The organism is Maribacter sp. R86514, from assembly GCF_044597005.1.
Classification (GTDB): Bacteria; Bacteroidota; Bacteroidia; order Flavobacteriales; family Flavobacteriaceae; genus Maribacter.
Genome location: NZ_CP138999.1, coordinates 3,139,355 through 3,164,251, shown reverse-complemented (window position 1 = coordinate 3,164,251; position 24,897 = coordinate 3,139,355). Strand labels below are relative to the sequence as shown.

The following is a 24,897-nucleotide window of genomic DNA, read 5'->3' as shown; positions in this document are numbered from 1 at the left end:
GGTATTTTAAAGAGTATTTAAGACGTTTATTTAAATTTTATAGTATTATATATGGTTTATGGTATATATGTTCTTAAAACAACTCTAAATAGGTATTTACTCTTTTTTAAGCACATATATAAGCGAGGAATACTCAGTTGTAGATTTTGCCTTTAAATTTGATACGAAACCACGATAAAATGCTTTTATATAATTGGACGAACCATTTTTATAATTTTCAGATAATAGAGAAACATAATATGAATCAAAGTACATTGGTAGTGTATCTTTAACTATAAAATTCTTTTCAGCAAAAATTGTTTTAATTGCTTTTTGGGAGAAATGCCATAAATGTCTTGGAGTATCATATGCTGCCCAATATTGCTTATAGTATTTTGCATCGTAAGATTTATAGTTTGGTACGGCTATTATTAAAGTTCCATTTTTTTCTAGAAGAGATTTTATTTTTAGAATTTGATCTTCTAAATTTGGCAGATGTTCTAGAACATGCCATAAGGTTATAACATCAAATTTTTGATTGTTTAAATTATCTAAACTTTTGAAAGTATCTATTTTTTTATTTGATGCCTTTTGTCTTGCTTGATCATTTAGCTCTACTCCTACTGTTTTCCAATTTTTATTTTTAGCATGTATTAGAAATTCACCTGTACCACAACCAATATCTAGAAGTTTTTTTTCTTGATTAGTATAGTGGTTTATGAGTTGAACTTTTTTATTTAAGGTATATTTTTTTACTAGCTGGTAAATTTTTTCTAACAAACCATTACCATCATCTGAATGTGAAATGTAGTTATTAGGGTCATAGTATTTCGATAAATCCTTAGGGACAGGTTTAGTAACTAGCATGTCTGTTTTGGAGTCATAGACTAATTCAAAATTTTCCTGCGTTACTAGAAAATCCCTGGTTTGTAGGTTTGTAATTTTTTCTTGCATGATGTTAGTAGGTGTTTTAATGTATAGTAATTTTTCATTGTTCCACGTGGAACAATTTGCCCTACCTTCCAAGATAAACTAAAAGTACACTGATGTCACTCGGTGTAACTCCACTAATTCTTGATGCTTGAGAAATAGTAACGGGTTGAATTTTTGTCATTTTTTCTCTTGCTTCAAAAGAAAGTGATTTCAATTTAGAGTAATCAAAATTTTCTGGAATCTTTACTGCTTCTAATCTATGAAGTTTATCAGCGTTTAATTTTTCTTTAGCTATGTACCCAGAGTATTTAATTTGTACTTCTGCTTGTTCAAGAATTTCACTATCAAAATTGTTTTGTTTTACAAAGTTTGAAACTGATTCTAATTGTAGCATATGATTCATGGTAACATTAGGTCTTGAAAATGCTTTATACATTTTGTCTGATTGCTTTACTAAAGAAGACTCAACACTTTCAAATATTGGATTAATGTCTTTTGGTAATACACTTGTTTCTCTAAAGAAGTTGACAAGAGCTTCAGACTGTTCTAATTTTTGCTCCATTCTTTTCATTCTAGAATCGGTTGCAAAACCTATAGCATGGCTCAATGGTGTTAATCTCAAATCAGCATTGTCTTGTCTAAGTAAGGTTCTATATTCTGCACGAGAAGTAAACATACGGTATGGTTCTTCTGTACCTTTTGTAATTAGGTCATCAATTAAAACACCAATGTATGCTTCGTCTCTTTTTAGAATTAACGGATTTTCTTCTTTTATTTTTAGGTGAGCATTTATTCCAGCCATTAATCCTTGAGATGCTGCTTCTTCATATCCGGTAGTTCCATTTATTTGTCCTGCGAAATATAAATTTTCAACTAGCTTAGTTTCTAGGGTATGCTTTAATTGTGTTGGCGGAAAGTAGTCGTACTCTATCGCATAACCTGGTCTAAAAAATTTTACTTTTTCAAATCCTACAACAGAACGTAATGCTTTGAACTGAACATCTTCTGGTAATGAAGTTGAAAATCCGTTTACATATACTTCTACAGTTTCCCATCCTTCTGGTTCAATAAACATTTGGTGACTATCTTTATCTGCAAACCTGTTTATTTTATCTTCAATAGATGGACAGTATCTAGGACCTAAACTTTTTATTCTACCGTTGAACATTGGTGATCTATCAAAACCTTCGCGTAACAAATCATGTACCAGAGCACTAGTATGTGTCATGTAACAATCACGTTGATGTGCTAATGGTTTTGTATTTGTATAAGAAAATTTTTCAGGAATTGCATCACCAGGTTGTACGATCATTTTAGAATAATCTAAAGATCTACCATCAACTCGTGGAGGAGTTCCGGTTTTCATTCTCCCACTTTCAAATCCTAATTCAACTAATTGTTCTGTAATTCCGGTTGCCGCTTTTTCTCCTGCTCTACCTCCACCAAATTGTTTTTCACCAATATGTATCAATCCATTTAAGAAGGTTCCGTTGGTCAATACTACTGCTTTAGATTTTATATTGATTCCTAAAGAGGTTTTTACTCCAACTATTTTATGATTTTCTACTAACAACCCTGAGACCATTTCTTGGTAAAAATCTACATTAGGTGTACGTTCTAACATTAAACGCCACTCCTCTGCAAAACGCATTCTGTCGTTTTGCGTTCTTGGGCTCCACATTGCGGGTCCTTTGGATTTATTCAACATTTTAAATTGAATAGCAGATTTGTCAGATACAATTCCACTGTATCCACCAAGAGCATCTATCTCCCTAACAATTTGTCCTTTTGCAATTCCACCCATTGCTGGGTTACAAGACATCTGTCCTATATTTTGCAAATTCATGGTTACTAATAAGGTTTTTGAACCCAAGTTTGCAGCTGCTGCTGCCGCTTCTGCACCGGCGTGTCCTCCGCCAACTACAATTACATCATATTCTTCTCCAAACATATTTTCTATTGTTCCACGTGGAACAGCTTTATTTTTTCTTCTTCTTTAGCGCGCATTTCGGCAGTAGCTGTATCCGATTTATCCGAATAACCCATAAGATGTAAAACCCCATGAATCATTACGCGTTTTAATTCATTATCAAATGAAACATTAAACTCTTCTGCGTTTTCTTTTACGCGGTCAATTGAAATGTAAAGGTCGCCCGATACATTTTTTCCTGACACATAATCAAAAGTGATAATGTCTGTTAGATAATCGTGTTGTAAATAATCTTGATTTATTTTAAGCAAGTAGTCATCACTACAGAAAATGTAGTTGAGTTCAATTATAGAAAACCCTTCGGTATTACAAGATTCAGTAATCCACGAATCGAAGTTATTTTCTGCTACAAGTTTAAAATCAGTTAGGTAATTGTAATTAATCATTTGCTTTGAAGTACTCTTTAACCTTAGATTGAAAATTTTGCCGCAAAGGTAAGCTTTGCCTATTTAAAATTTCAACTTCATTACGATAATTATCTAATAATGAGGGTTTAGTAGTAATAGGATTTGTGAAGTCTTTGGTATTTCTATTACTTTCTCGCTCAGATTTCTCTCCTTGCTTAAGAGCTGCATTTTCCAATTTCAACAATTCATACTGTATAGTATTGGCTTTGTTGATGGTACGTTGTGTTATTCCATTTTCTAAAAGATCGTTCTCAAAATCTTCCATCTGTTTAATTAATTTTTGACCTAGTTTTTGGTCACCGGAATTAATCATGTTTTCAAGTTGTTTTTCTAATTCCTGTCTTAATTTTTGCTGACTTTGATAGATTTCATAAATTTCTTTTAGCTCACTTTCACTCATTGACCCTGGCCCTTGCCCATTTGTACCGTTAGAGCCATTATTTCCTTGCCCGTTTTCTCCACCCTGTCCATTTTCTCCACTTTTCCCATTTTTTCCTTTTCCATTTTTCCCATTTTCACCGTTATTTCCATTCTCTCCCTCTTTTCCGTTAGCCCCTTGTTTACTAGGTTCGCCTTGTTTTCCATCTTCACCGTTTTCTCCATTTTCACCCTGTTTTCCTTCTCCACTTTTACCTTCTTTTCCTTCACTCCCAGACTGACCTTGTTGTCCCATTTTTTCACCTAATTCTTGCTGACCTTTGATGATATCTGGCAATTGAAAACCACCTTCACTTTCTCCAGAACCTTTTCCCATTTGCATACTTGAATTCATATTATCCATTACTTCGGCGAGAAAATCTGCAAGACTATTTGCTGAAGTTAAAACATATTTTTGATGAGAAATACCTTGAAACATTTGACCATCTGCCATAGTTTCTAAAGATTTATCAATGTTGTAATACACTTCGGTAATTTGTTCATTTACAAATTCTGAAATCTCAGCCTGTCTAAGTGATAATGCAAAAAGACTATCATCTACATGTTCAAATAAACCCTTCAATTCATTTTGACCACGCACGGTTTCAGAATACTGGGTTGCATCTTGGTCTTCTCTAGCTGATAATCGATCATATAGGATTTCTTGTTTGAATGAAAATATGATCAAGTTATCAAGAATTTGTCTCAACATTTCCGCATCTTCAGTTACAGATGAACCACCGCCTCCGCTTGAAGATGATTCGCTAAGTTGTTCACTCATTTCTTTCATCTTTTCTGCAGCAGATTTTTGCTTCTTATTCGCACCGGAACTGTTTGGTTTATTCTTGTCGTTTGTTGCATCTTTTTCTAGTTGTTCCAATGCATTTTTTTGGTCTTCTTTTATGCCATCTTTTTTTCTCTTTTCAATATTTATATCAATCGGTTTTTTGAGCTTTTCATTATCTTTTTTAAGGTCATCCATTTCAGCTGAAATCTCATCGAATTTTTTATTTAATTCTTTCTGTTTTTCAGCGGTATTATTTTCTTCATTTTGTTGAGAAAGCTCTTCTTGTTTTTTAGCTAATTCTTCTAAATCGCGTGCAATCTGAGATGCCTTTTCTGTTACATAATACCGTTTGGTTAATTCTAATAACTGTTCAAGACTACGTTGACTATTTTGTTGTTTTTTACCTAGTTCTTCAAGTTTTTTGGTTAAGTCTTCTTTCTTTATTTTATCAGCTACTTTATTAAGTTCTTCAAGGAGTTGCTGGTTTTTCTTAGCTTGTTCTTCTTGGCGTTCTAGGCGCTCTTGTAACAATTGGTTTAATTTGTCATCTTTATTTTCTTTACTCAGATTTTCTTTTAATTCTTTGCTGAATTTTTGCATCAGCTGTTCTTGTTGTTCTTGTTTTTTTAGATAGTCTTTTATCTGGTTTTTATCATTAAAATTTAGACTGTTTTTTTCTTTCTGATTTTGATTAATCTCTTCTAAGGATTCCTTCTGTTCTTTAGATTTTTGTAATGATTTATCAAGGTCTTTTATGAGAGATTGTTGGGACTCTAAATCTTTGTTTTTTAATTGATTTTCATCTAGTAATACCTGCTGGTAGATTTGGCTTTTTATCGTCTTGCCATTATGTATGGCATCGTTATCAGTAACCTCAAAATAAAAGCCATAATTTTTGCCTGCTTCAAGTGCTAAACCAGATGGGAAAGTGTAATAGAATTGTTCGTAATTAGAAGTAGTTTTTAATAGGTTAACCGTATTCTTCTTTTCTTCTTTTCCTACTTCAAAATAAACTACATCTATTTTGCGTAAACCATAATCATCACTTGCATTACCAGTGTAGTAAGAAACATTAGGATTTAAACTATCTAGAACCTGATTAACCTTCATTGAAGGGTATGCATCTTTTATTACTTTAAAATTATAGGTTAATCGTTCGTAATCTTGTACGTTTTTGTTTGTAGTTGTTAGTTCATAATTCAAATCAGTATAGATTCGTTTTTCTAATTGAAAGGTATTTTTTTCTTTATTTAATTGTATTACCGTATCTTTTGTAAAAAGATTAATCTTATCGGTATTTTCTCCATTTATCTTCCAATGTATTTTGGTTCCTTCTGGTATTACAGCGTTTCCCGTGCTTTTAATAGTTTCATTTGGTTTGTTCAGGTACGATGGATAGGTAAGATTCATGGTGAAATCTAAGATAGAAGGTGTCTCTAAAGCTGTTAAGGTATAATCTCTAGAACTTACTTCATTCGCTTTGAATTTGAAGTTCGTTGTGGATATCGGTGGGGTGAAAACATATTCATAAAAACCATTGTTTTTTTGTAAAAGCATCTGTTTGCCATCTATTTCTATAAATACGTTCTCTGGTTTTACTTCCCCTCTAGTAGCAATTTGTATGGTAAAGGCTTCATCTTGTAAAGTCTTCAGGTTATCCGATAGTACTTCAAAATGGAACGGTGCTGGTTTTTCATAAGCCATTTCATAGTTAACGACACGTTCGTAACTGCCAAAGAAAGTATTCCAGTTTCCGGAAATGAATAAAAGTGCTATTATGGCTATCGGAATTATAGCATATTTCAAATATTTTAAAGAATCTCTAAAATCTATGGCGTTTGAAAACGGAATGGGATCTAATTGTTTTGATCTTTGGTTTATACTGGCAAGTAATAATTCAGATTGTTGTGGGTCATTTGCTAGATCTAATAAGTTGGTAAGCTTATCTCCTACTTCAGGAAAATGCTTTCCTATCATTTGAGCAGCATCTTTTGGACCTATACCCTGTTTCAATTTAAGTAAGTAAAATATTGGGGTTAAGATGTATTTAAACAGTAGAAATAGCTCAACCGCCATAAAGATTCCGAAAAGTATCATTCTTCCGGTAGTGTTCATCCATAGAAAATATTCTACTCCTAAAATCAATAAGAAAAACAATAATCCTAAGGCAAAAAACAATAATATACCTTTCAGTAGAACTTGAGAATAATGTTTTTGAATAAACTGATTTAAACGCTGTAATATGTGCTGGTAGTCTTGCAATTGTTCTTTTTTATACCAAGATAACGGTTATCACCTATGTTTGTTGGGAAATATTTGTTAAATCAAAACACTGACCTGTTGATAACTACACAACTACATGAAACTAAGTAGCTGTTTTTTGTAAAAATCCTATTTAGCATTATTAAGTAAAAAGTTAGGGATGTGTATCTTTGTAGCCTTATAAAAATACTATGTCAAAAAAAGTTCGTGTTCGTTTTGCCCCTAGTCCTACTGGACCATTGCATATTGGTGGTGTTCGTACTGCCCTATTTAATTATTTATTTGCCAAAAAACATGGCGGTGATTTTATTCTAAGAATAGAAGATACCGACCAGAATAGATATGTTGAAGGTGCTGAGCAATATATTATTGACTCTTTGAATTGGTGCGGAATTCCTTTTGACGAAGGAATTGGTAAAGACGGTGGTTTTGGTCCGTATAGACAGAGCGAGCGAAAATCATTGTACAAAAAATATGCCGATGAGTTAGTTGAAAAAGGTAAGGCATATTATGCTTTTGATACTTCTGAAAGTTTGGATGGTCATAGAAAAGAGCATGAAAAACAGGGCAAAACCTTTATTTATAATTGGCACAATAGATTAAAGCTTAATAATTCACTTTCATTAATGCCAGAGGAGGTAAAAGCCAAGTTAGATAATGGTGATGATTATGTAATTCGTTTTTTGACTCCGCCAGATGAAACGTTACTTCTACAAGATTTAATACGTGGCTCCATAAAAATAGACACTAATGTTTTAGACGATAAGGTATTGTTTAAAAGTGATGGTATGCCAACATACCATTTAGCAAATATTGTTGATGATTATTTAATGGAAATTAGCCATGTAATTCGTGGTGAAGAATGGTTGCCTTCTATGGCATTACACAAACAACTGTATGATGCTTTTGGATGGGATGCTCCTGAATTTGCACATTTACCTTTGATCATGAAACCCGTAGGAAAAGGAAAGTTGAGTAAACGTGATGGCGAAAAAATGGGCTTTCCGGTTTTTCCCCTTTCTTGGAATGAATCTATTGGGTATAAAGAATCAGGTTATTTTCCTGAGGCGGTTATAAATTTCTTGGCATTATTAGGATGGAACCCTGGTACGGAACAAGAATTATTTTCTTTAGATGAATTGGTAAAAACCTTCAGTCTAGACCGTGTAAATAAATCTGGAGCTCGATTTGATCCAGAAAAAACCAAATGGTACAACCAGCATTATCTTCAAGAAACCGCTGATAATGAGTTGGCTAAGTTATTCTTACCGACAGTAAAAGAGCATACTTCTGATGATGACAAATTAGATTTAGCGTATGTTACCAAAGTGGTTACGCTAATAAAAGAGCGCGCAATTTTTGTTTCAGATTTTTGGGACTTGAGCGATTATTTCTTCGTAGCGCCTAATGAGTACAATGCGAAAGCTGCAAAAAAACAATGGAAAGAAGATACCGCTTCAATCATGAACGATCTTATTTCTGTATTAAGATCCATAGAAGATTTTTCTTCTGAAAACAGCGAAACCATTGTAAAAGCATGGATTGGCGAGAAAGAATTGTCTTTTGGAAAAGTGATGCCACCTTTACGCCTATTCTTAGTTGGTGATATGAAAGGACCACATATTTTCGATATCATGGCCATGATCGGTAAAGAGGAAGGTATTTCTAGAATAGAAACAGCTTTAAACAAATTGGGATAAAATAAAATTTTCAGGAAAATGAAGCAGTCTTTATTTTCCTGAAAATTCACTTAAAACTTCCATTGCTTTTTTTGTGTCTTTGGTTGATACAAAAATATGGTCATGATAATATGCCGCAACAACATTGCAACTGATATTATATTTCGTTAGTGCTGTAGAAACTGCAGCTGTTAAACCAACAGCATATAATGCAGAATGAACGGTAAGTGTAATCCAAGATGCAACAAATTCGTATTTAAAATTTAATTCATCGGCTTTGGCTTGTTCTAAGACGATAGTTATACCTTCTTTTTCTTTGAACTCGAATAAAATATTGTCCCTAGAAATATGCTGAATATCTTTTACAGATATAAAAACATAATTGCCTTTGTTCAAACTAGGTTTTAAAGTCCTTAAAAGTATATTTAAATCTGTTTCTCCTGCCATTTTAGCGTTTTTGCTGAATTTTCAAAAAAATTTCGACCCTTCGGGTCAATTTACAAAAGAGAACCGCTTAAAATACCTCCATTGATGATTAAAAAAGGTCCGCGGCAAAATTTTATTCGCTTACCCATCTATCTTCTGCCCAAGTTTTCATTTCTGCTGCCGATAAAAATGTCCAAGCAATTATTCTACTTAGTTTATTACCCTGCCCCATTGGTGTAGTTTTGTGCTCCACAATTCCTACTTTTTCTAATCTATCATAAAACGCACGTAGGTTAGATTGCTTTGAAACCAAAGTTGAAAACCAAGCACAATTTTTAGAATATTGCGCACTTTCATTAATCATATTAAGTACAAATCGTTTTTCTCCGCCATCCGTCCAAAGTTCTCCACCTTGACCGCTAAAATTCAGCTCGGGTTTCTTGACCCTTTTTTTCTTTAGATTACTTAATTTTCTAAGTGTTCCGGCTTCCGCTTCCGCTTGTGTAGCATGAAATGGTGGATTGCAGATAGTTAAATCTACTTTTTCATCGGTATTTAAAATTCCAGAAAATATATGTTCAGGTTTGGGTTGAAGTCGAAATTCGACTTTACCATGAAGATAAGGGTTTGAAGTCACAATTTTTTGTGCTGCTTCTATCGCCTTTGGGTCAATATCAGATCCTATGAAAGACCAACCGTAAGCATTATTTCCAATTATTGGGTATACACAATTTGCTCCTACTCCAATATCCAGGCATTTAATTTTATCGCCTTTAACCAAATTGCCATCGTTACTGGCTGCCAAGATATCAGCAATGTGGTGAATATAATCTGCTCTTCCTGGTATCGGAGGGCACAAGAAACCATCTGGTATATCCCAGAAGTCTAGTCCGTATTGTGAAATTAAAATTGCTTTATTCAGGGCTTTTACAGCAACTGGGTTAAAGAAGTCTATTGTAAAGTTTCCGTACTTATTTTTGGTTACAAATGGCTTTAAATCAGCATTTACCAATTTAAGTGCTTTAAGATCGTAACGACCGGTATGTTTGTTTCTTGGGTGTAAAGTTGGTTTTTCTAAACCCTCTTTTTTCTTGTGGTCTGCCATAATTATTGAGCCTTATTAAGACCCCAAAGCTAACCTTAATTTTTAAGCTGTTGTTTTATTTTTTTCGCATACGTTTTGGCCCATACCACAACCAAAAACCGGTTATCGTAAAAAGAAGAAGTGCAAGCCCCATTATTGTAGTGTAGAAGACTTTTATTTGATTATCACTAGTGCCCACATAATTATCTAAAATTGAACCATCATGTATTTGTTCTAAGAGGTCAGAATATCTACGTTCTATATGAAGTAATTTGCCGGTTACCCCATCTAATTGCAGTCCCCATAGATGATTTTCATAAACGAATTTCACCATTCCCTTTTCTTTTCTGATGTCAATTCTATCAATTTTAGTGGATAATTCTTTAGATACGTTTTCTAAAAGATAGGTATTAGCGAGGGTGTGTAAACTATCAATAGGTAACCAATGTTTTAATTCTGTAGAAGTGCCTTCATACGATTTTGATAGAATTACCCCGCCACTGTGTTTTTTCCATCCTAAAAGAAGTCCGGTAATAGCGATAATAAAGAAGAAAATAAACAAAGCCGCACCAGTGGCCCTATGTACTTTTCTAAAAATACGTAGCCATTTTGCTTGTCTTTGTCTTTTGGTGAATTTAGGCATTATTTTGGGGTAAGTTAACGGGCAATATAGATAGATTTACAAAACAGTTATTAGAAGGAATTGTTAAAATGAATGACTTAGTTTATTTGATTTTATCAATTGTTGGTTATTTCAGTATCAAGATTTCTTTTATATACTACGCAAATGAATGGTGCCCAGGTTTTGCTTATAATATCATGTCGTAAACAACCATAAGCACTACCATAGACTTATAGCGAAAGATCATTCAAAATTTAGATTGTTCTAGTAAGTTATGGTTTGCTGTTGTTTTACGAAATTATTAAATATCGTATAATGGTACTTGTTCGATAGAACTAAGTGTTTATCTTTAGGATATTCCAATATTTATGGGTTTTAAACAACGAACTTGATAATAATTTATGGGTTTATATGAATTAGGAATATGATACAATAAGTTTTATCTATCTAAATTTAAATATCAATAGATTTATTAAGCATAGTTTTACAATCAATATTAGAAACAACTTAAAAACTATATAATCATGAGTAGTACTAACGGAAAGGGTGAAGCTTGGGATTTAAATGAATCCGATGCAGCAAATTGTCCATTTTTAAATGGTGAAATGCATCAAGCTGCAGGAGGCGGAACAAGGAATAAGGATTGGTGGCCAAATATGTTGAATCTTAATATTTTAAGATTGCATTCTAAAATGGCTGACCCAATGGGAGATGATTTTGATTATACCGAAGAGTTTAATTCTTTGGACTTAGCCGCCATAAAGAAAGACTTAACAGATTTAATGACCGATAGTCAAGATTGGTGGCCTGCCGATTATGGTCATTATGGACCATTTTTTATTCGTATGGCCTGGCATAGTGCTGGTACTTATCGAACATCTGACGGTAGAGGTGGTGCTAGTGCTGGAAACCAGCGTTTTGCACCGCTAAATAGTTGGCCAGATAATGCGAATTTAGATAAGGCACGTTTGCTATTATGGCCAATTAAACAGAAATACGGAAAGAAAATTTCTTGGGCAGATTTAATGATACTTGCCGGTAATGTTGCGCACGAAAGTATGGGGTTACCCATGTTCGGTTTTGCAGGTGGTCGAGAAGATATTTGGCAGCCTGAAGAAGATATCTATTGGGGTTCTGAAACAGAATGGTTGGGTAACAAACAACGTTATGATGATGATGGTAAAGAATTGGAAAATCCTTTGGGTGCTGCACACATGGGATTGATTTATGTAAACCCAGAGGGTCATAATGCCAATCCTGATCCATTAGAAGCTGCCCATTATATTAGGCAAACCTTTAAAAGAATGGCAATGGATGACTATGAAACCGTTGCTTTAATTGCCGGTGGTCATACATTTGGTAAAACACACGGTGCCGCGAACCCTGATGATTATGTTAGTGTCGAGCCTGCAGCTGCAGATATTACAGCTCAAGGTTTAGGTTGGGCAAATAGTTATGGTACCGGTTCTGGTGCTGATACCATAACAAGCGGTATTGAAGGTGCTTGGTCTCAAACACCAACAAAGTGGAGTCATCACTTTTTTGAAAATTTATTTGGTTATGAGTGGGAATTAACAAAGAGTCCTGCAGGGGCTTGGCAGTATAAACCAGTTGGTGATGCGGGAGCAGGAGAAATGCCAGATGCCCATATTCCAGGTAAAACACACCAACCTTTTATGTTGGTAACGGATATGTCTCTACGTGTTGATCCTGCTTACGAAAAGATCTCTAGAAACTTTTTAGAAAATCCAGATGAGTTTAAAGATGCCTATTCAAGAGCTTGGTATAAATTAACACACCGTGACATGGGGCCTGTTGAACGTTATTTAGGACCTGAAGTACCAAAAGAGGAATTACTATGGCAAGACCCTGTACCGGCAGTCGATTTTGATTTGATTGACGATGCGGATATAGAAGCTTTAAAGAAAACAATTTTATCTTCTGGTCTGTCAACTGCTGAATTAGTTGCTACGGCTTGGGCCTCCGCTTCTACTTTTAGAGGTTCTGATAAACGTGGTGGTGCCAATGGTGGTCGTATTCGTTTAGCACCTCAAAAAGATTGGACAGTAAATAACCCTACACAATTAGCTAAGGTTACTACCATGTTAGAGAAGATTCAGAAAGAATTTAATGATAGTCAGTCTGGTAATAAGAAAGTTACTTTTGCCGATTTAGTTGTTCTAGCTGGTACTGCCGCTGTTGAAAATGCCGCTAAACTTGCAGGTTTTGATACTGAAGTGACATTTAAACCTGGTCGTACGGATGCGACTCAAGAAAAAACGGATATTGAGGCTTTTGACGCACTTGAACCACTTGCTGACGGATTTAGAAATTATACCAATAAGAATGTTTCTATTAAACCTGAAGAGTTGCTAATTGACAAAGCAAATTTATTGACCTTAACTGCGCCAGAAATGACCGTATTAGTTGGCGGTCTTCGTGTATTAGGGGCTAATTATGATGGTTCTAATAACGGAGTGTTTACCGATAAACCAGGGTTACTTACAAATGATTTCTTTATTAACTTATTAGATATGGGTACCACTTGGAAAGCTGCTTCTGATGATGATACCGTTTTTGAGGGTAGTGATCGTAAAACCGGAGCGGTAAAATGGACTGGTACTAGAGCAGATTTAATATTCGGTTCTAATTCAGAATTACGAGCTTTAGCAGAAGTTTATGGAACAGAAGATGCGAAACAAAAATTTGTACGTGACTTTAGTAGAACGTGGACTAAAGTGATGAATTTAGATCGATTTGATATCTAATGTTTATTTTTAATATATAAAAAAGGGCAGCTCGAAAGAGCTGCCCTTTTTCTTTTACTTACAATTCTATTTCTTGACTGATTCTCCGAATGTTAATAGATTGTGATCTGGGTCTAGTAGAGCGAACTCCTTTTGCCCCCAGGGTTTTATTTCTAAGGCGCCATTTGGATGTATGGGTACATTCCTATTTAAGAACGATTGGTATAAAGAAGTAATTTCCTTGGTACGAATATATACTTGACCATAATTTTCTTTTGGATCAAGGGTTTCAAACAGAAAGAAGTGTATTTCAACTCCATCCTTTTCTATCATTAAATAGTCAGGATAATCTAGTTCACCTACTTTTTTAAATTCGAGCGAATCAATATAATAGGATATGGTTTTCTCCCTATTTCGCATGGGTAACTTGGGGATTATGGCTGTCAGCATATTTTTTATATTACGATAATAACAAATTACTAAAACCAAAATAAAATGTTGATGTTGAACTACTTTATTTACGGTAAGATGTATAATCGTTAATGCTTAATACATTGCCATATCTATTTTAATTCTTGTGCTTTTGTAACAAATGTGCAACATTTGCTACTAATAGTATGAAGGCTTTTAGTATCTTCAAATATTAACTATAAAAGAAAAAAATATGGGCTCATTTATTTGGATTCCGATTGCGTTTTTAGTGATTATAACTATTCTGTCGGGTGTATTTATCGTAAAACAACAAACAGCTGTTTTAATTGAAACTTTTGGAAAGTTTACTAGTGTTAGACAATCGGGTATTCATTTTAAAATTCCTTTTGTACAGCGCATAGCTGCAAGAATAGGTTTAAAGATTCAGCAGTTGGATGTAATTATTGAAACGAAAACATTGGATGATGTATTCGTAAAATTGAAAGTATCTGTACAGTATGTGGTTATTAGGGAAAAAGTTTACGATGCTTATTATAAATTAGAGTACCCACATGAACAAATAACCTCATATGTTTTTGACGTTGTACGTGCAGAAGTTCCTAAAATGAAGTTGGATGATGTATTCGTTAAAAAAGATGATATAGCCATTGCGGTAAAATCTGAACTACAAGAAGCTATGTTAGACTACGGTTTTGATATTATAAAGACCTTGGTAACTGATATTGATCCTGATCCGCAGGTTAAGGAGGCAATGAACCGTATTAATGCTTCTGAACGTCAAAAGACCGCTGCACAGTTTGAAGGTGATGCTGCTCGTATCTTAATTGTAGAAAAAGCGAAAGCCGAGGCAGAAAGTAAAAGATTACAAGGTCAAGGTATAGCAGATCAAAGAAGAGAAATTGCTCGTGGTTTAGAAGAGTCGGTTGAGGTACTAAATAAAGTAGGTATTAATTCACAAGAAGCTTCTGCCTTAATTGTAGTAACACAACATTATGATACTCTACAAAGTATAGGTGAAGAAACAAATACGAATTTGATTTTATTACCAAATTCTCCGCAAGCGGGTAGTGACATGTTAAACAACATGGTGGCAAGTTTTACTGCTAGTAATATGATCGGTGAAAGCATGAAGAAAACCAATAAGCCTAAACTTGAGGAATAAGTAAATTTACTTTTATCAATTTCAGATATAGCCCGAGAATTTTTGTTCTCGGGCTTTTTAATGCTTATTTAATTCAGTATTGGTAATATACTTCTTAAGATAAACAACCTGTTCATTTTGGCTATTTTAAAGCCAATAGCGAATACTTTTATTAGTATTAATACCAATTAGTCTAAAAAACAAAAACCACCTTTAGACAACATGCCTAAAGGTGGTTTTTAATAGCTAACCTTAATTAAAACAGATTTTAACTATAAGGTATACCTATACTGTTTTTTTATTGAATTTTAGCCCAAGAATCGCGTAAACCGACCGTTCTGTTAAAAACCAAGTTATCAGCTGTCGTGTCTGGATCTACACAAAAATATCCGATGCGTTGAAATTGAACTCGGTCTCCAATTTTGGCATCCTTAAGATGAGGTTCTACATAACCGGTTATTACTTTTAGTGAATCAGGATTTACAAATTCCATAAAATCTTTGTCCTTGTGTGTATCTGGACTTGCATCTGTAAACAAACGATCGTATAAACGAACTTCTGCTTCAACAGCATGTTTTATAGAAACCCAATGTAATGTTCCTTTTACCTTACGTAAACTTTCTTCAGTACCGCTTCCACTTTTACTTTTTGGGTCGTATGTACACTGTACCTCAATAATATTCCCATCAGTATCTTTTGTGCAAGATTCAGCTTTTATAATGTATGCGTTCTTTAAACGAACTTCTTTTCCAAGTTTTAATCTAAAGAACTTTTTATTGGCCTCTTCTCTAAAATCTTCTTTTTCAATGTAAAATTCTTTTGAAAAAGGTACTTTTCTTGAACCTGCACTTTCATCTTCGGGGTTGTTTTCGGCATCTAACCACTCTTCTTCACCTTCTGGATAATTTGTAATGACCACTTTTAAAGGATCTAAAACACCCATAACCCTCGGGGCAACTTTATTTAAGTGATCTCGTACCTGAAATTCTAATAAAGAAACATCTATTAAGTTATCCCTTTTTGCGATACCTATAGTATCCGTAAAATTGCGGATAGATTCTGGAGTATACCCTCTTCTTCTTAAACCGGATATTGTTGGCATTCTAGGGTTGTCCCAAGAATCTACAACACCACTTTCTACCAATTTTGCCAGTTTTCTTTTACTAACTACGGTGTGACTCAAATTTCTCCGAGCGAACTCACGTTGTTTAGGTCTTACTTTAGTTTCATCATATACTTGATCTAAAAACCAGTTGTATAGCTCACGGTGCATGGCGAATTCTAACGTACAGAAAGAATGTGAGACCTGTTCTATATAATCGCTTTCTCCATGAGTCCAATCATACATCGGGTAAATACACCAATCGGTATTTGTTCTGTGGTGAGCTTTGTGTAAAACACGGTACATTATAGGATCACGCATTAACATATTTGAAGAAGCCATATCAATTTTGGCTCTAAGCACATGTGTACCTTCTTCAAGTTCTCCGTTTTTCATCTTTTCAAAGAGCTCTAAATTCTCTTCAATGGATCGATTTCTATTGGGGCTATCTTTTCCTGGTTCTGTAGGTGTACCCTTTTGAAGCGCCATTTCTTCAGAAGATTGATCATCTACATAAGCTTTGCCTTCTTTTATCAATTCAACCGCCCAGTCGTACAATTGTTGAAAATAATCAGAAGCATACCGTTCGGTATCCCACTTAAAACCCAGCCATTCGACATCTTTTTTAATGGCATCTACAAATTCTTGTTCTTCTTTTGCCGGGTTGGTATCGTCAAATCTCAGATTTACAGGTGCATTATACCTAAGACCTAAACCAAAATTTAAGCATATGGAACTTGCGTGGCCAATATGCAGATAACCATTAGGCTCTGGAGGAAAACGAAAACGTAATTCGTCTTTGGTATAACCATTTACCAAGTCCTCTTCAACAATTTGTTCAATAAAATTCAAAGACTTTGTTGTCTCGCTCATGTCATAATTTTTCAGGCTACAAAAGTAGCAAAATTGCCTTAAATCATTAATTTAAATAAAACACACCTTACTTAAAATGAGTTTCACAACAGAAATCTTCCTTCTAACAACATAAAATTCCTGTTCGTCGTATTTAATAACATATTTGTCTAAGAAATGTTGGGATTTTAAAAAACTTATTAACCAACTTTTCAACCGTAGTGGCCCCCATAACTACAAATGCATATGAAAACCTTGAACAAACTTACCCTATTTACAGCACTATCCATGCTATTTTGCGCATTTCAATTATCTGCACAAGCAATTGTGATCAATGCTCCTGAACCAGCAGACAATCCAAACTTGTCGGGTAGTACCCCGTGGTCTGCGGTATGCGCAGGAAATGGTGGATTTAATGAGTATTTCGTTAACATAACTTGGATCGGTACCGCCAATCCAAACAACGAATTTATTCTAGAATTATCCGATGCAACTGGCAACTTTGATAATGCACAAACTTTACAAACTATTACCGACAAAAACGATGTCAAAGATTTTGATACCAGTTTTGCTATACCTACAGATATCAGAGGGCAAGGTTATAAAATGAGAGTTCGTAGTACAGACCCGGTAAAGCTAGGTAACGAATCTGAAGCCTATAATATGTACTATATGGATGTTACCTCTAATTTGAACATTAGTGAATTAGGTGATGGAGTACCACCAGGTACGGTTTGTAGTACCGGTGCAATAACATTACAGGTAGACAATATTGCCAACCCAGAAACCTACCAGTATATTTGGTTTCGAAGTGGAACTGAACTAACAGGTGAAACCGGTCATACCTTAAACGTTGCACAATCGGGTATGTATAATGTATATATCGATTATGGACCAAGATGTACAGGTTCTGGTAATACGGATTCTAATATTGTCGATGTAACTATTGGCGGTTCTGGTAGTGGCATTGCAGTAACGGCCCCAACCAAAACTTCTTTATGTAGTACGGATATTGAAACGTTGACTATAGACCAAACAGATGCTTCATGGAACTATCAATGGTTTAAGGATGATGTTGAGATTGTTGGTGCTACTTCAACTTCTTATGATGTGAATGCTGCTAATGCAGGATTTGAAGGTGACTATGCAGTAGAGATTTCGGGTACAGGCATCTGTAATGAAAGATCAGCTGTAGTAAGCATAACCAATGCAGATTTATATACGGTAACTGTAGACAATGAAACCAATATGGTTTTATTACCTACACAGAACGAAGTTTTGGCTGTTAGTACTACGGCGGTTACACCAAGTTATAAATGGTTTAGAAATAACATAGAGATATCGGGTGAAACAAGTAACACTTTAACAATTACCGAAGATGGTGAATACTATGCAGAGGTTACGCAAACGGGGGGTACATGTTCTGTTTCTTCTAAAAACTCTGATGTTACCACTGTTGTTTCTCCTGCCTCATTTGAAATCACTATAGATTATACCGAAGCGTATACTTCTTGTGAAACGACTAGTACAACTTTGGGTGTTAACTTAATTAACGCTGTAGCCGCAGATGGTACAAAAACAGATGTTACCAGTGCTTTATTAAACGGGTTTACCTATGAATGGAGTAAAGATGGCGCAGCTATAAGTGGTGCAACAAACAATAGTATTAGTCTGGCTTCAAATTCTGAAAATGGCGATTATGATCTAAACGCAACTGTCGGCGGTTTCAATGTAGATTCAAATATTTTACCCGTTCAATTATTAACAAATGAGACGGTGGCGATTACAAGTTCGGGTACTGTATTCTGTAGTGGTGGCGAAACCATTACGTTAAGTACGACAACAGACCTAAGTTCTGCCAACTTTCAATGGCAATTAGACGGTAATTCAATTAATACTACAGATGCTGTTTTGACAGTTTCCACAGCGGGTACTTACAGCCTGGCAATAGAAAGAGATGGGTGTTCTTTGGTTTCTAATGAAATTGTAGTTACCCCATTAGATGAAAACTTAATTACACTTGACCCAGGTACAGAACTAGTAATACCTGAAGGTACCACTAGAACGGTTACAGCTAGTGGCGGTACAGCTTACAGATGGTTAGATGCCAATGCTGTTGAATTAAGCAACTCTGACAGCGTAACTATTACCGAAGCGGGTAGTTATACCCTAATTGCTTCTATTGACAATTGCGAGATTGTTAGGCAGCTAGAAGTATCTTATTTGGACACGTTCAAAGTACCTAATGTAATTACCGTGAATGGAGATGGTATTAACGATCAATGGATCATACCCAACTCTTATTCCAATAAGGCCGATGTCAATGTAATTATCTACAATGAGCAAGGTCAAGAAATTGTAAACGAATTCGATTATAAAAATAACTGGCCGCAGTCAACTACGGCTTTTACCAAACAAAACATGGTATTCTATTATAAGATCAGGAATGCCAGTGAAGTACTTAAACAAGGTACTATCACAGTAATACGTTAAGCTCACCATGCTAAAGAAAAGTGTTTTATATCTATTGTTATTTGTGTTGGCTATCATGAAGGTTAGCGGGCAAGAGGAAAATCCGTTTGTATCATACGATGTTCCTTCCCAAAACCTTTTGAAGTATAACCGATTCTTAATCAACCCAACGTTTTCAACGGTTAGGGAAGATAAATCCTATATTAACTTATTGCATCGAAACCAATCGGTACAATTTGATGATAACAATCAAAACTATTTCTTAAGTTATAGTGGGCGTATCAATGATAAAACAGGATTAGGTCTTAGTCTATATTCTCAAAGAGAAGGTATCTTAAGCAACTTTGGCGTGTTGGCAAATTATGCCTACGGTATTAAACTGAACGACAAGAGTAACTTTACTTTTGGTGCAAATGTTTCTTACTACCAAAGTGGGTTCGATAATGGTAGAGTTTCTACTGTAGAAGAAGATCCTTTTTTAGCAGGATTGCAAGATCAGAACCTTTTATCGTTTCAACCTGGTTTTAACCTTTCTTATGGTAAATTCGATGTTGGTGTATTTGCAGAAAACCTTTTTGATTACAACTTAAAAACAAGCGAATCTGTAACGGAATTTAAAGACAAAACATATTCTGGTCACTTACAATATACCCATCAGTTTGAAAAGCAAGATGGTATTTTTGAGCAAGGTCGTTTAATGCCTTTGGCGAGAGTTAGAAAAGTAGGAGAAGAAGATGTTACCCTTGGAGGAAGTTTAATTCTAGATCTTCCAAAACTAGGATGGATTCAAGGTGGGTACGATAGCTTTTATGGTGCAGCCGCTGGTGTAGGTTTTAACCTTAACCAAAGAATTTCTTTAGGCTATACCATGGAAAAAGGATTGTCTAATAACTTCGATAATTTTGGAGTTACGCATGAGATATCATTTGCCTATTCATTCACTCCAAACCTTACTGAAGATAGGGTAATGTTAGAAGATGATTATGAAGATGATTTAGTGCAGAATGATGAGGAGCCAGAGAACATTGCAACCAATGAGGAAGTTGAAGACTTGAAGATGAAGTTGGCAGAAAACGACGCCATCATCGAAGAGTTGATGTTTCGTCAAGATTCATTGGAAGCTATTCGTCAATCAGATTTAGAAAGACGTTTTGCCATGGTTATGCGTATGGTTCGTAATGAAACCAACGGAGAAAGACCAGACCTTGAAAATAAGGCAAAAGAACTGTTCTTAGACGGGGACAGTAATACTGCGGTTGCTTCTAATTATAACCCAAGCAATTCTGGTAATTCAAATACCGATAGTTATAATCCTAGTAACTCAGGTGGGTTGGTAAATGGTAATGAAACAGCTGGCGTAACCCAACAAGATAGGGTAGCGGTGATTACCAACGAAAGACAAAACCCGGTTACGGAAAGACAAGAGGTTGCTGAGACCAATACAATTTATACTGATAAGAATAATTTTAAAGAGCAAGTACAGCCTAAAGACGCAGTGGTTGCCAACAGACCAAGAAATACTTCTACTCCTGTAGCTAATGCAGCTAGAGAGGTTGCACAAGACGGAGTAAAAAGTCAAAGGTTTAAAGACTTACCAGATGTTACAGATGGTTATTATGTAGTAGCCAATGTATACAAGGGCGGTCAGTATATGAACAACTTTATTGATGACTTAAATGCTAAAGGTATTAATGCTGATTACATTGATAACCCGAATACAGGTTTGAAGTATGTTTACCTTCAACGCTATGACACTTTTGAAGATGCTGTTGCTGCACACGATTCTAAATTGAACGGTGCATATGATGGTGCTATGTGGATTATGAACGTTGATAATAGATATACTAATGACGCCTACGCTAGTAATGTAAATAAGATCAAAGAGAAGTCTTCTAAGTACGACTCTAATGTGCTTACCTCTAGTGAGGTGGTAAGAGATAACGTAGAGTCTAGAGAAGCCGATTCTAAATCTTATGTTATTGAGGGTGCCGGTTCTGGGTATTACTTAATTGCGAATGTATTTGCCAACCCTAGCAATGCCAAGAAGTTTGTTTCGCTTTTAAATTCATTTGGATTGAATGCGAGTTACTTCATCAACCCTAAGAATAATTACAGATACGTATACCTTAAAAAGCACGACTCTTGGACCAATGCTTTAATATCTTATTACTCTAAGCTAAACGACGCCTATGATGAGAAGATGTGGATTATGCGGGTCAATCAAGAACTGCTGGTTTAGAACGACTATAGGTTAACATAACAATTATACAAATCCCTTATCATCTAAGATGATAAGGGATTTTTGTTTTAATAGATTGAGATTCATTTTCAGTATAAAATATTTAAAAACCAACCATTATATTTTGATAAGGTGTTTCAAGTTTATTTCATAAAAAATTGAAATCAGACAAACTTAAAATGTTTTAACGATGGGCCAATTAAAAATACCGATATGTATTTATAGATTCTTATTCTAGTTTCAAAGAGTGAAGATATTTAATGTTTCAATGCCATCACACTATATGATTACTATGTCCTAAACAAAAGAGAAAGATTGTTTTAATACCATTAGGTTTTAGTTGCTTTTCTTTAAACTAAGAACGATAATATTACTAAGATGTAAATTCAAAATGCATTTTTTAAAAGTGATTTTTGAACGATAATCTTCTTGATGGTTTTTCGATTTTATAATAAGATAATCATCTTCTAAATACCAAAGTATCTCCTCTTTATATTTAAATTGAAACTGGTTACTTTTTGAAGTCATCAATAGTTGTTGACTTTCTGTAAATTTAAAAGTAGTCCCAATCATTTGGCTGAAATCATTTTGAATGCAAACTCCGGGTCGTGTAACTTGAACTTTTTCAATCTTCCATGTACCGATTAATTTTTTCTTCAGTATAATATCAGATGCAACTTGACCTTGAATTAGTATGAGAAGTAAAAGCATAATTCCTTTCATAAGTTTAAGACGAATGAAATCCATACGTGTTACTTAATTTTAATATGGAATCATCAATGTAATAAGAGAACAGTAATCTTCAATTTCTTTTGCAGGCAATGTTACTTATATTGGAACGGTTCTTGTTTTCTCTGATTCATGAGAAATTCAATATTATTGCTTACGCTTTTTTTAGCTCAATTAAGTTTTGCTCAAGAGAAGGAAATATCTAAATCTTTTCTGATCGATCGTTGGAAAGTTTATAAAACTATAAAAGATGGCGATACTGAAATTACAGTTTACAAGCGGAGTAGAACTTTGAAAATTGGTAGGGAACTTCGTTTTTTTACCACCGGCAAATTTCACATGACTTTTAATTCTAAAAGGAGAATAGGGAGGCGGTGCGGAAATAGAATTCTCCCAGAAGGAATCAATGGAGATTATTTTTTTAATACTCAAGATCAATCAGTAACTTTTAAAAGCAACGATACACGTTCTATGATGCATTGGAAACTTGTTTGGATTGATGAAAACTCATTTGGAGTTTTGAAAGCAAATGACAATAGTACTTATAATTAAAAAGGTCTTTTACTGTAGGTGTTTGCCAATCGACACAAAAAAAGCACATTGCAAGTAACCGGAAACCAAATAGATTTCCGGATGTTACTTGTTATATTAAATCTTAATAATCAAGATTATTACTATTGAAAACCAACTCGTCTAATTTGATTTTCAATAGCTCCTATTCCTTTTATTCATAGCCCGATAATTACAAACACTATTTTCATCATATCTAATTCTATGTTCAGATAACAGTTGTGTAATTATTTCTCTAGTTTCCTTTTCATCTAGTTGAATTTTTTCTCCTAAATCAAGTGTATTTAATTGACCTTGGTTTTCAATGAGTGCTTTAAAATATCTTTCTTTATTTTCCATGAATTTGTTTTTTTACGGCTATCATCATATGCGGACTAAATGGCAAAATGTAGCTGTCGTTTTCTGTAATTTGTAGTAGTTCAATTAATGTCTTTCTCTTTTTATGATTTCCCATGTTCGCAAAGAAGTCTTTATCAAGCCAAGCCATACCTTCAACTGCATATGTGTTTAAGTACGTTAAATCTTGCTGTAAAAATTCCTCTTTTAGTTGTTCGGGTTTGTGATAATAGGCTTCGGTCAAGAGCCAAGGAAAATCATCTGGTGGATTGTGTATTCCTGTCGTCAATTCCAACTTGCACATTTCAAAGAAAGACCTTTTATGTATGAGACCATTTAACAGCCCAACTAAAGTTGACGCCGTATAATTGATAGCAAACCCTAAAATAGTTCCGTCATTTTTTATAACTCGCCTAGCTTCTATAATGGTTGATTCTCGATCTTCTTTTCTCTGAAAATGATAAAGAGGGCCATGTAGTATGATGAGGTCTGCATAATTATTTGGGAAGTCTAATTTTCTAGATTCACCCAAATGAACCAAGAACTTGTTTTTTAATTTCCTAGCTCTATTTTCTGCTAGTTGTAAATGTTTAGCAACAGGTTCTACCAAATGAACTTCATGACCTTTTTTGGCAAGCCACTCCGCATACTTTCCTGTACCGCCACCAACATCTATAATCTTAGAAGATGATGTAGAAAGGTATTTTTCAATAAGGGATTTTATTCTTTCAAACTCAAATATGCCCATGCCTTTTTCAAGTCTGGTTTCTTCAGATGCTTTGTTATAGAATACCTCTATATTTCTTGATATTAACTGTTCATTTTTCATTTTTGGTTTACGGTAAGAGCATCGCATTTCAAATTGAGTTATACAATTGAAAGAGATACGGCAATCGATTTTTTAATCAATTGTTTTTGTTTAAAACTTTATAAAATAATGGGTCGTAATTATCTGTGCATTAGAAAGCTTCTATGCACTAGCTACTCGTTTATAGAGTTTGTCTTTTTAGAAAGACCTAGATAATATGTAGAATTAATATAACAGATTTTAAAGATAGAAATTCTTAATTAATATTTCTCAGTTGATTTACATTACAAGTAACTAAAATGATTTAAAATATAAAGGCAAAGTGGTCTTATTGGTAGGTGAGATATCTCAAAGTCGTACAGAATTTACCGCAATGTGTCTTCAAGCAGGCGATAATGTAACTACTATTGGTAGCCAAACTTCAGGTGCTGATGGAACTGTTAGTCGATTTGAAATGGTTGGTAACTATAAAACCATGATAACTGGTATAGGAATATTTTATCCAGATAAAACCGAAACTCAAAGAGAAGGTGTCAAAATTGATATTGTGTGTAAACCAACTATTGCTGGTATTACATCAAAAAAAAATGAGGTTTTAGAACGTGCTTTAGACTATATTAATAACTAAATACTGCCCATTTAAATTTAAAGCATTTAAAGAATGGTACTTGTCTTCAACTAGGTTATGAATTGCCTGTAATAGGATAGCGCAACACTGTTTTTAAGCCCAAGAAAGTGTTCTTTTATAATTACCTGAGAAATTTGCGCCGAGTATATGAAAAGCCGCTAGAGCGGCTTATTTTAATTTATCAGGCTTGTTTTTTAAAATGGGTTCTCGTCAAAATCACATGTTAATATGGCCCTATTTTGTAATCGATTAACC

Annotated in this window: 18 protein-coding genes and 1 pseudogene; 7 read left to right on the top strand and 12 right to left on the bottom strand. The window is 34.4% G+C overall.

What is annotated here, in order from left to right; translation table 11 throughout:
- Window positions 1-96: 96 nt before the first annotated feature.
- The 4 genes from SJY30_RS13750 to SJY30_RS13735 form a co-directional block, all read right to left on the bottom strand.
- Window positions 97-933 (bottom strand): class I SAM-dependent methyltransferase, encoded by an 837-nt coding sequence (locus tag SJY30_RS13750; RefSeq protein WP_396632723.1) that lies wholly within the window; start codon window positions 931-933, stop codon window positions 97-99.
- 61 nt (window positions 934-994) lie between these two features.
- Window positions 995-2,863, bottom strand: a complete 1,869-nt coding sequence (mnmG, locus tag SJY30_RS13745; protein WP_396632722.1) for a tRNA uridine-5-carboxymethylaminomethyl(34) synthesis enzyme MnmG — start codon at window positions 2,861-2,863, stop codon at window positions 995-997.
- Between the two features lie 5 nt (window positions 2,864-2,868).
- Window positions 2,869-3,288: an rRNA maturation RNase YbeY gene (gene ybeY / locus SJY30_RS13740; RefSeq protein ID WP_396632721.1), complete on the bottom strand. Its 420-nt coding sequence runs from the start codon at window positions 3,286-3,288 to the stop codon at window positions 2,869-2,871.
- The gene (locus tag SJY30_RS13735) at window positions 3,281-6,775 is read right to left on the bottom strand and encodes a hypothetical protein (RefSeq protein ID WP_396632720.1); all 3,495 of its coding nucleotides are present in this window, start codon (window positions 6,773-6,775) and stop codon (window positions 3,281-3,283) included. Before SJY30_RS13735 ends, ybeY begins: the two co-directional genes overlap by 8 nt.
- Before the next feature lie 191 nt (window positions 6,776-6,966).
- On the opposite strand from SJY30_RS13735, the gene gltX reads away from it, so the two are divergent.
- Window positions 6,967-8,475 carry a glutamate--tRNA ligase gene (gene gltX, locus SJY30_RS13730; RefSeq protein WP_396632719.1) on the top strand — a complete coding sequence of 503 codons (1,509 nt, stop codon included), beginning with the start codon at window positions 6,967-6,969 and terminating at the stop codon, window positions 8,473-8,475.
- Window positions 8,476-8,505: 30 nt separating this feature from the next.
- Here the strand turns inward: gltX and SJY30_RS13725 are convergent, their stop codons facing one another.
- From SJY30_RS13725 to SJY30_RS13715, 3 genes are all read right to left on the bottom strand, one after another.
- Window positions 8,506-8,901: an ACT domain-containing protein gene (locus tag SJY30_RS13725; protein ID WP_396632718.1), complete on the bottom strand. Its 396-nt coding sequence runs from the start codon at window positions 8,899-8,901 to the stop codon at window positions 8,506-8,508.
- A 112-nt stretch (window positions 8,902-9,013) separates the two neighbouring features.
- A complete protein-coding gene (gene rlmF, locus SJY30_RS13720) occupies window positions 9,014-9,985 on the bottom strand; it encodes a 23S rRNA (adenine(1618)-N(6))-methyltransferase RlmF (RefSeq protein ID WP_396632717.1) in 972 nt (323 codons plus the stop codon).
- Window positions 9,986-10,040: 55 nt separating this feature from the next.
- Window positions 10,041-10,643: a PepSY domain-containing protein gene (locus SJY30_RS13715; protein ID WP_396635334.1), complete on the bottom strand. Its 603-nt coding sequence runs from the start codon at window positions 10,641-10,643 to the stop codon at window positions 10,041-10,043.
- Between the two features lie 467 nt (window positions 10,644-11,110).
- Here SJY30_RS13715 and katG point away from each other — a divergent pair, with 467 nt between their 5' ends.
- Window positions 11,111-13,354, top strand: coding sequence for a catalase/peroxidase HPI (gene katG, locus SJY30_RS13710; RefSeq protein WP_396632716.1), 2,244 nt, complete (start codon window positions 11,111-11,113; stop codon window positions 13,352-13,354).
- A 66-nt stretch (window positions 13,355-13,420) separates the two neighbouring features.
- On the opposite strand, the gene SJY30_RS13705 is transcribed toward katG, so the two are convergent.
- Entirely contained in the window at window positions 13,421-13,783 is a 363-nt protein-coding gene (locus SJY30_RS13705) for a bleomycin resistance protein (RefSeq protein ID WP_396632715.1), read from the bottom strand.
- A gap of 214 nt (window positions 13,784-13,997) precedes the next feature.
- Here SJY30_RS13705 and SJY30_RS13700 point away from each other — a divergent pair, with 214 nt between their 5' ends.
- A complete protein-coding gene (locus SJY30_RS13700) occupies window positions 13,998-14,927 on the top strand; it encodes an SPFH domain-containing protein (RefSeq protein WP_396632714.1) in 930 nt (309 codons plus the stop codon).
- 277 nt (window positions 14,928-15,204) lie between these two features.
- On the opposite strand, the gene SJY30_RS13695 is transcribed toward SJY30_RS13700, so the two are convergent.
- Window positions 15,205-16,881, bottom strand: a complete 1,677-nt coding sequence (locus SJY30_RS13695; RefSeq protein WP_396632713.1) for a glutamine--tRNA ligase/YqeY domain fusion protein — start codon at window positions 16,879-16,881, stop codon at window positions 15,205-15,207.
- 225 nt (window positions 16,882-17,106) lie between these two features.
- On the opposite strand from SJY30_RS13695, the gene SJY30_RS13690 reads away from it, so the two are divergent.
- The gene (locus SJY30_RS13690; RefSeq protein WP_396632712.1) at window positions 17,107-19,353 is read left to right on the top strand and encodes a gliding motility-associated C-terminal domain-containing protein; all 2,247 of its coding nucleotides are present in this window, start codon (window positions 17,107-17,109) and stop codon (window positions 19,351-19,353) included.
- A 7-nt stretch (window positions 19,354-19,360) separates the two neighbouring features.
- Window positions 19,361-21,571 (top strand): type IX secretion system membrane protein PorP/SprF, encoded by a 2,211-nt coding sequence (locus tag SJY30_RS13685; protein WP_396632711.1) that lies wholly within the window; start codon window positions 19,361-19,363, stop codon window positions 21,569-21,571.
- A gap of 336 nt (window positions 21,572-21,907) precedes the next feature.
- Here the strand turns inward: SJY30_RS13685 and SJY30_RS13680 are convergent, their stop codons facing one another.
- Window positions 21,908-22,294 carry a hypothetical protein gene (locus SJY30_RS13680; protein ID WP_396632710.1) on the bottom strand — a complete coding sequence of 129 codons (387 nt, stop codon included), beginning with the start codon at window positions 22,292-22,294 and terminating at the stop codon, window positions 21,908-21,910.
- Window positions 22,295-22,432: 138 nt separating this feature from the next.
- On the opposite strand from SJY30_RS13680, the gene SJY30_RS13675 reads away from it, so the two are divergent.
- Window positions 22,433-22,852: a hypothetical protein gene (locus tag SJY30_RS13675; protein WP_396632709.1), complete on the top strand. Its 420-nt coding sequence runs from the start codon at window positions 22,433-22,435 to the stop codon at window positions 22,850-22,852.
- 153 nt (window positions 22,853-23,005) lie between these two features.
- Here SJY30_RS13675 and SJY30_RS13670 read toward each other — a convergent pair whose 3' ends face one another.
- Window positions 23,006-23,209 carry a hypothetical protein gene (locus SJY30_RS13670; protein ID WP_396632708.1) on the bottom strand — a complete coding sequence of 68 codons (204 nt, stop codon included), beginning with the start codon at window positions 23,207-23,209 and terminating at the stop codon, window positions 23,006-23,008.
- Window positions 23,199-24,035, bottom strand: a complete 837-nt coding sequence (locus SJY30_RS13665) for a class I SAM-dependent methyltransferase (RefSeq protein ID WP_396632707.1) — start codon at window positions 24,033-24,035, stop codon at window positions 23,199-23,201. Before SJY30_RS13665 ends, SJY30_RS13670 begins: the two co-directional genes overlap by 11 nt.
- Before the next feature lie 298 nt (window positions 24,036-24,333).
- Here SJY30_RS13665 and SJY30_RS13660 point away from each other — a divergent pair.
- Window positions 24,334-24,642, top strand: a pseudogene (locus SJY30_RS13660) (S41 family peptidase); the annotation flags it as partial.
- Between the last annotated feature and the right edge of the window lie 255 nt (window positions 24,643-24,897).

Coding starts and splice junctions, on each gene's coding strand:
- SJY30_RS13750 (WP_396632723.1), bottom strand. CDS start 933: ATGCAAGAAAAAATTACAAACCTACAAACCAGGGATTTTCTAGTAACG.
- mnmG (WP_396632722.1), bottom strand. CDS start 2,863: ATGTTTGGAGAAGAATATGATGTAATTGTAGTTGGCGGAGGACACGCC.
- ybeY (WP_396632721.1), bottom strand. CDS start 3,288: ATGATTAATTACAATTACCTAACTGATTTTAAACTTGTAGCAGAAAAT.
- gltX (WP_396632719.1), top strand. CDS start 6,967: ATGTCAAAAAAAGTTCGTGTTCGTTTTGCCCCTAGTCCTACTGGACCA.
- SJY30_RS13725 (WP_396632718.1), bottom strand. CDS start 8,901: ATGGCAGGAGAAACAGATTTAAATATACTTTTAAGGACTTTAAAACCT.
- rlmF (WP_396632717.1), bottom strand. CDS start 9,985: ATGGCAGACCACAAGAAAAAAGAGGGTTTAGAAAAACCAACTTTACAC.
- katG (WP_396632716.1), top strand. CDS start 11,111: ATGAGTAGTACTAACGGAAAGGGTGAAGCTTGGGATTTAAATGAATCC.
- SJY30_RS13705 (WP_396632715.1), bottom strand. CDS start 13,783: ATGCTGACAGCCATAATCCCCAAGTTACCCATGCGAAATAGGGAGAAA.
- SJY30_RS13700 (WP_396632714.1), top strand. CDS start 13,998: ATGGGCTCATTTATTTGGATTCCGATTGCGTTTTTAGTGATTATAACT.
- SJY30_RS13695 (WP_396632713.1), bottom strand. CDS start 16,881: ATGAGCGAGACAACAAAGTCTTTGAATTTTATTGAACAAATTGTTGAA.
- SJY30_RS13690 (WP_396632712.1), top strand. CDS start 17,107: ATGAAAACCTTGAACAAACTTACCCTATTTACAGCACTATCCATGCTA.
- SJY30_RS13685 (WP_396632711.1), top strand. CDS start 19,361: ATGCTAAAGAAAAGTGTTTTATATCTATTGTTATTTGTGTTGGCTATC.
- SJY30_RS13680 (WP_396632710.1), bottom strand. CDS start 22,294: ATGAAAGGAATTATGCTTTTACTTCTCATACTAATTCAAGGTCAAGTT.
- SJY30_RS13675 (WP_396632709.1), top strand. CDS start 22,433: ATGAGAAATTCAATATTATTGCTTACGCTTTTTTTAGCTCAATTAAGT.
- SJY30_RS13670 (WP_396632708.1), bottom strand. CDS start 23,209: ATGGAAAATAAAGAAAGATATTTTAAAGCACTCATTGAAAACCAAGGT.
- SJY30_RS13665 (WP_396632707.1), bottom strand. CDS start 24,035: ATGAAAAATGAACAGTTAATATCAAGAAATATAGAGGTATTCTATAAC.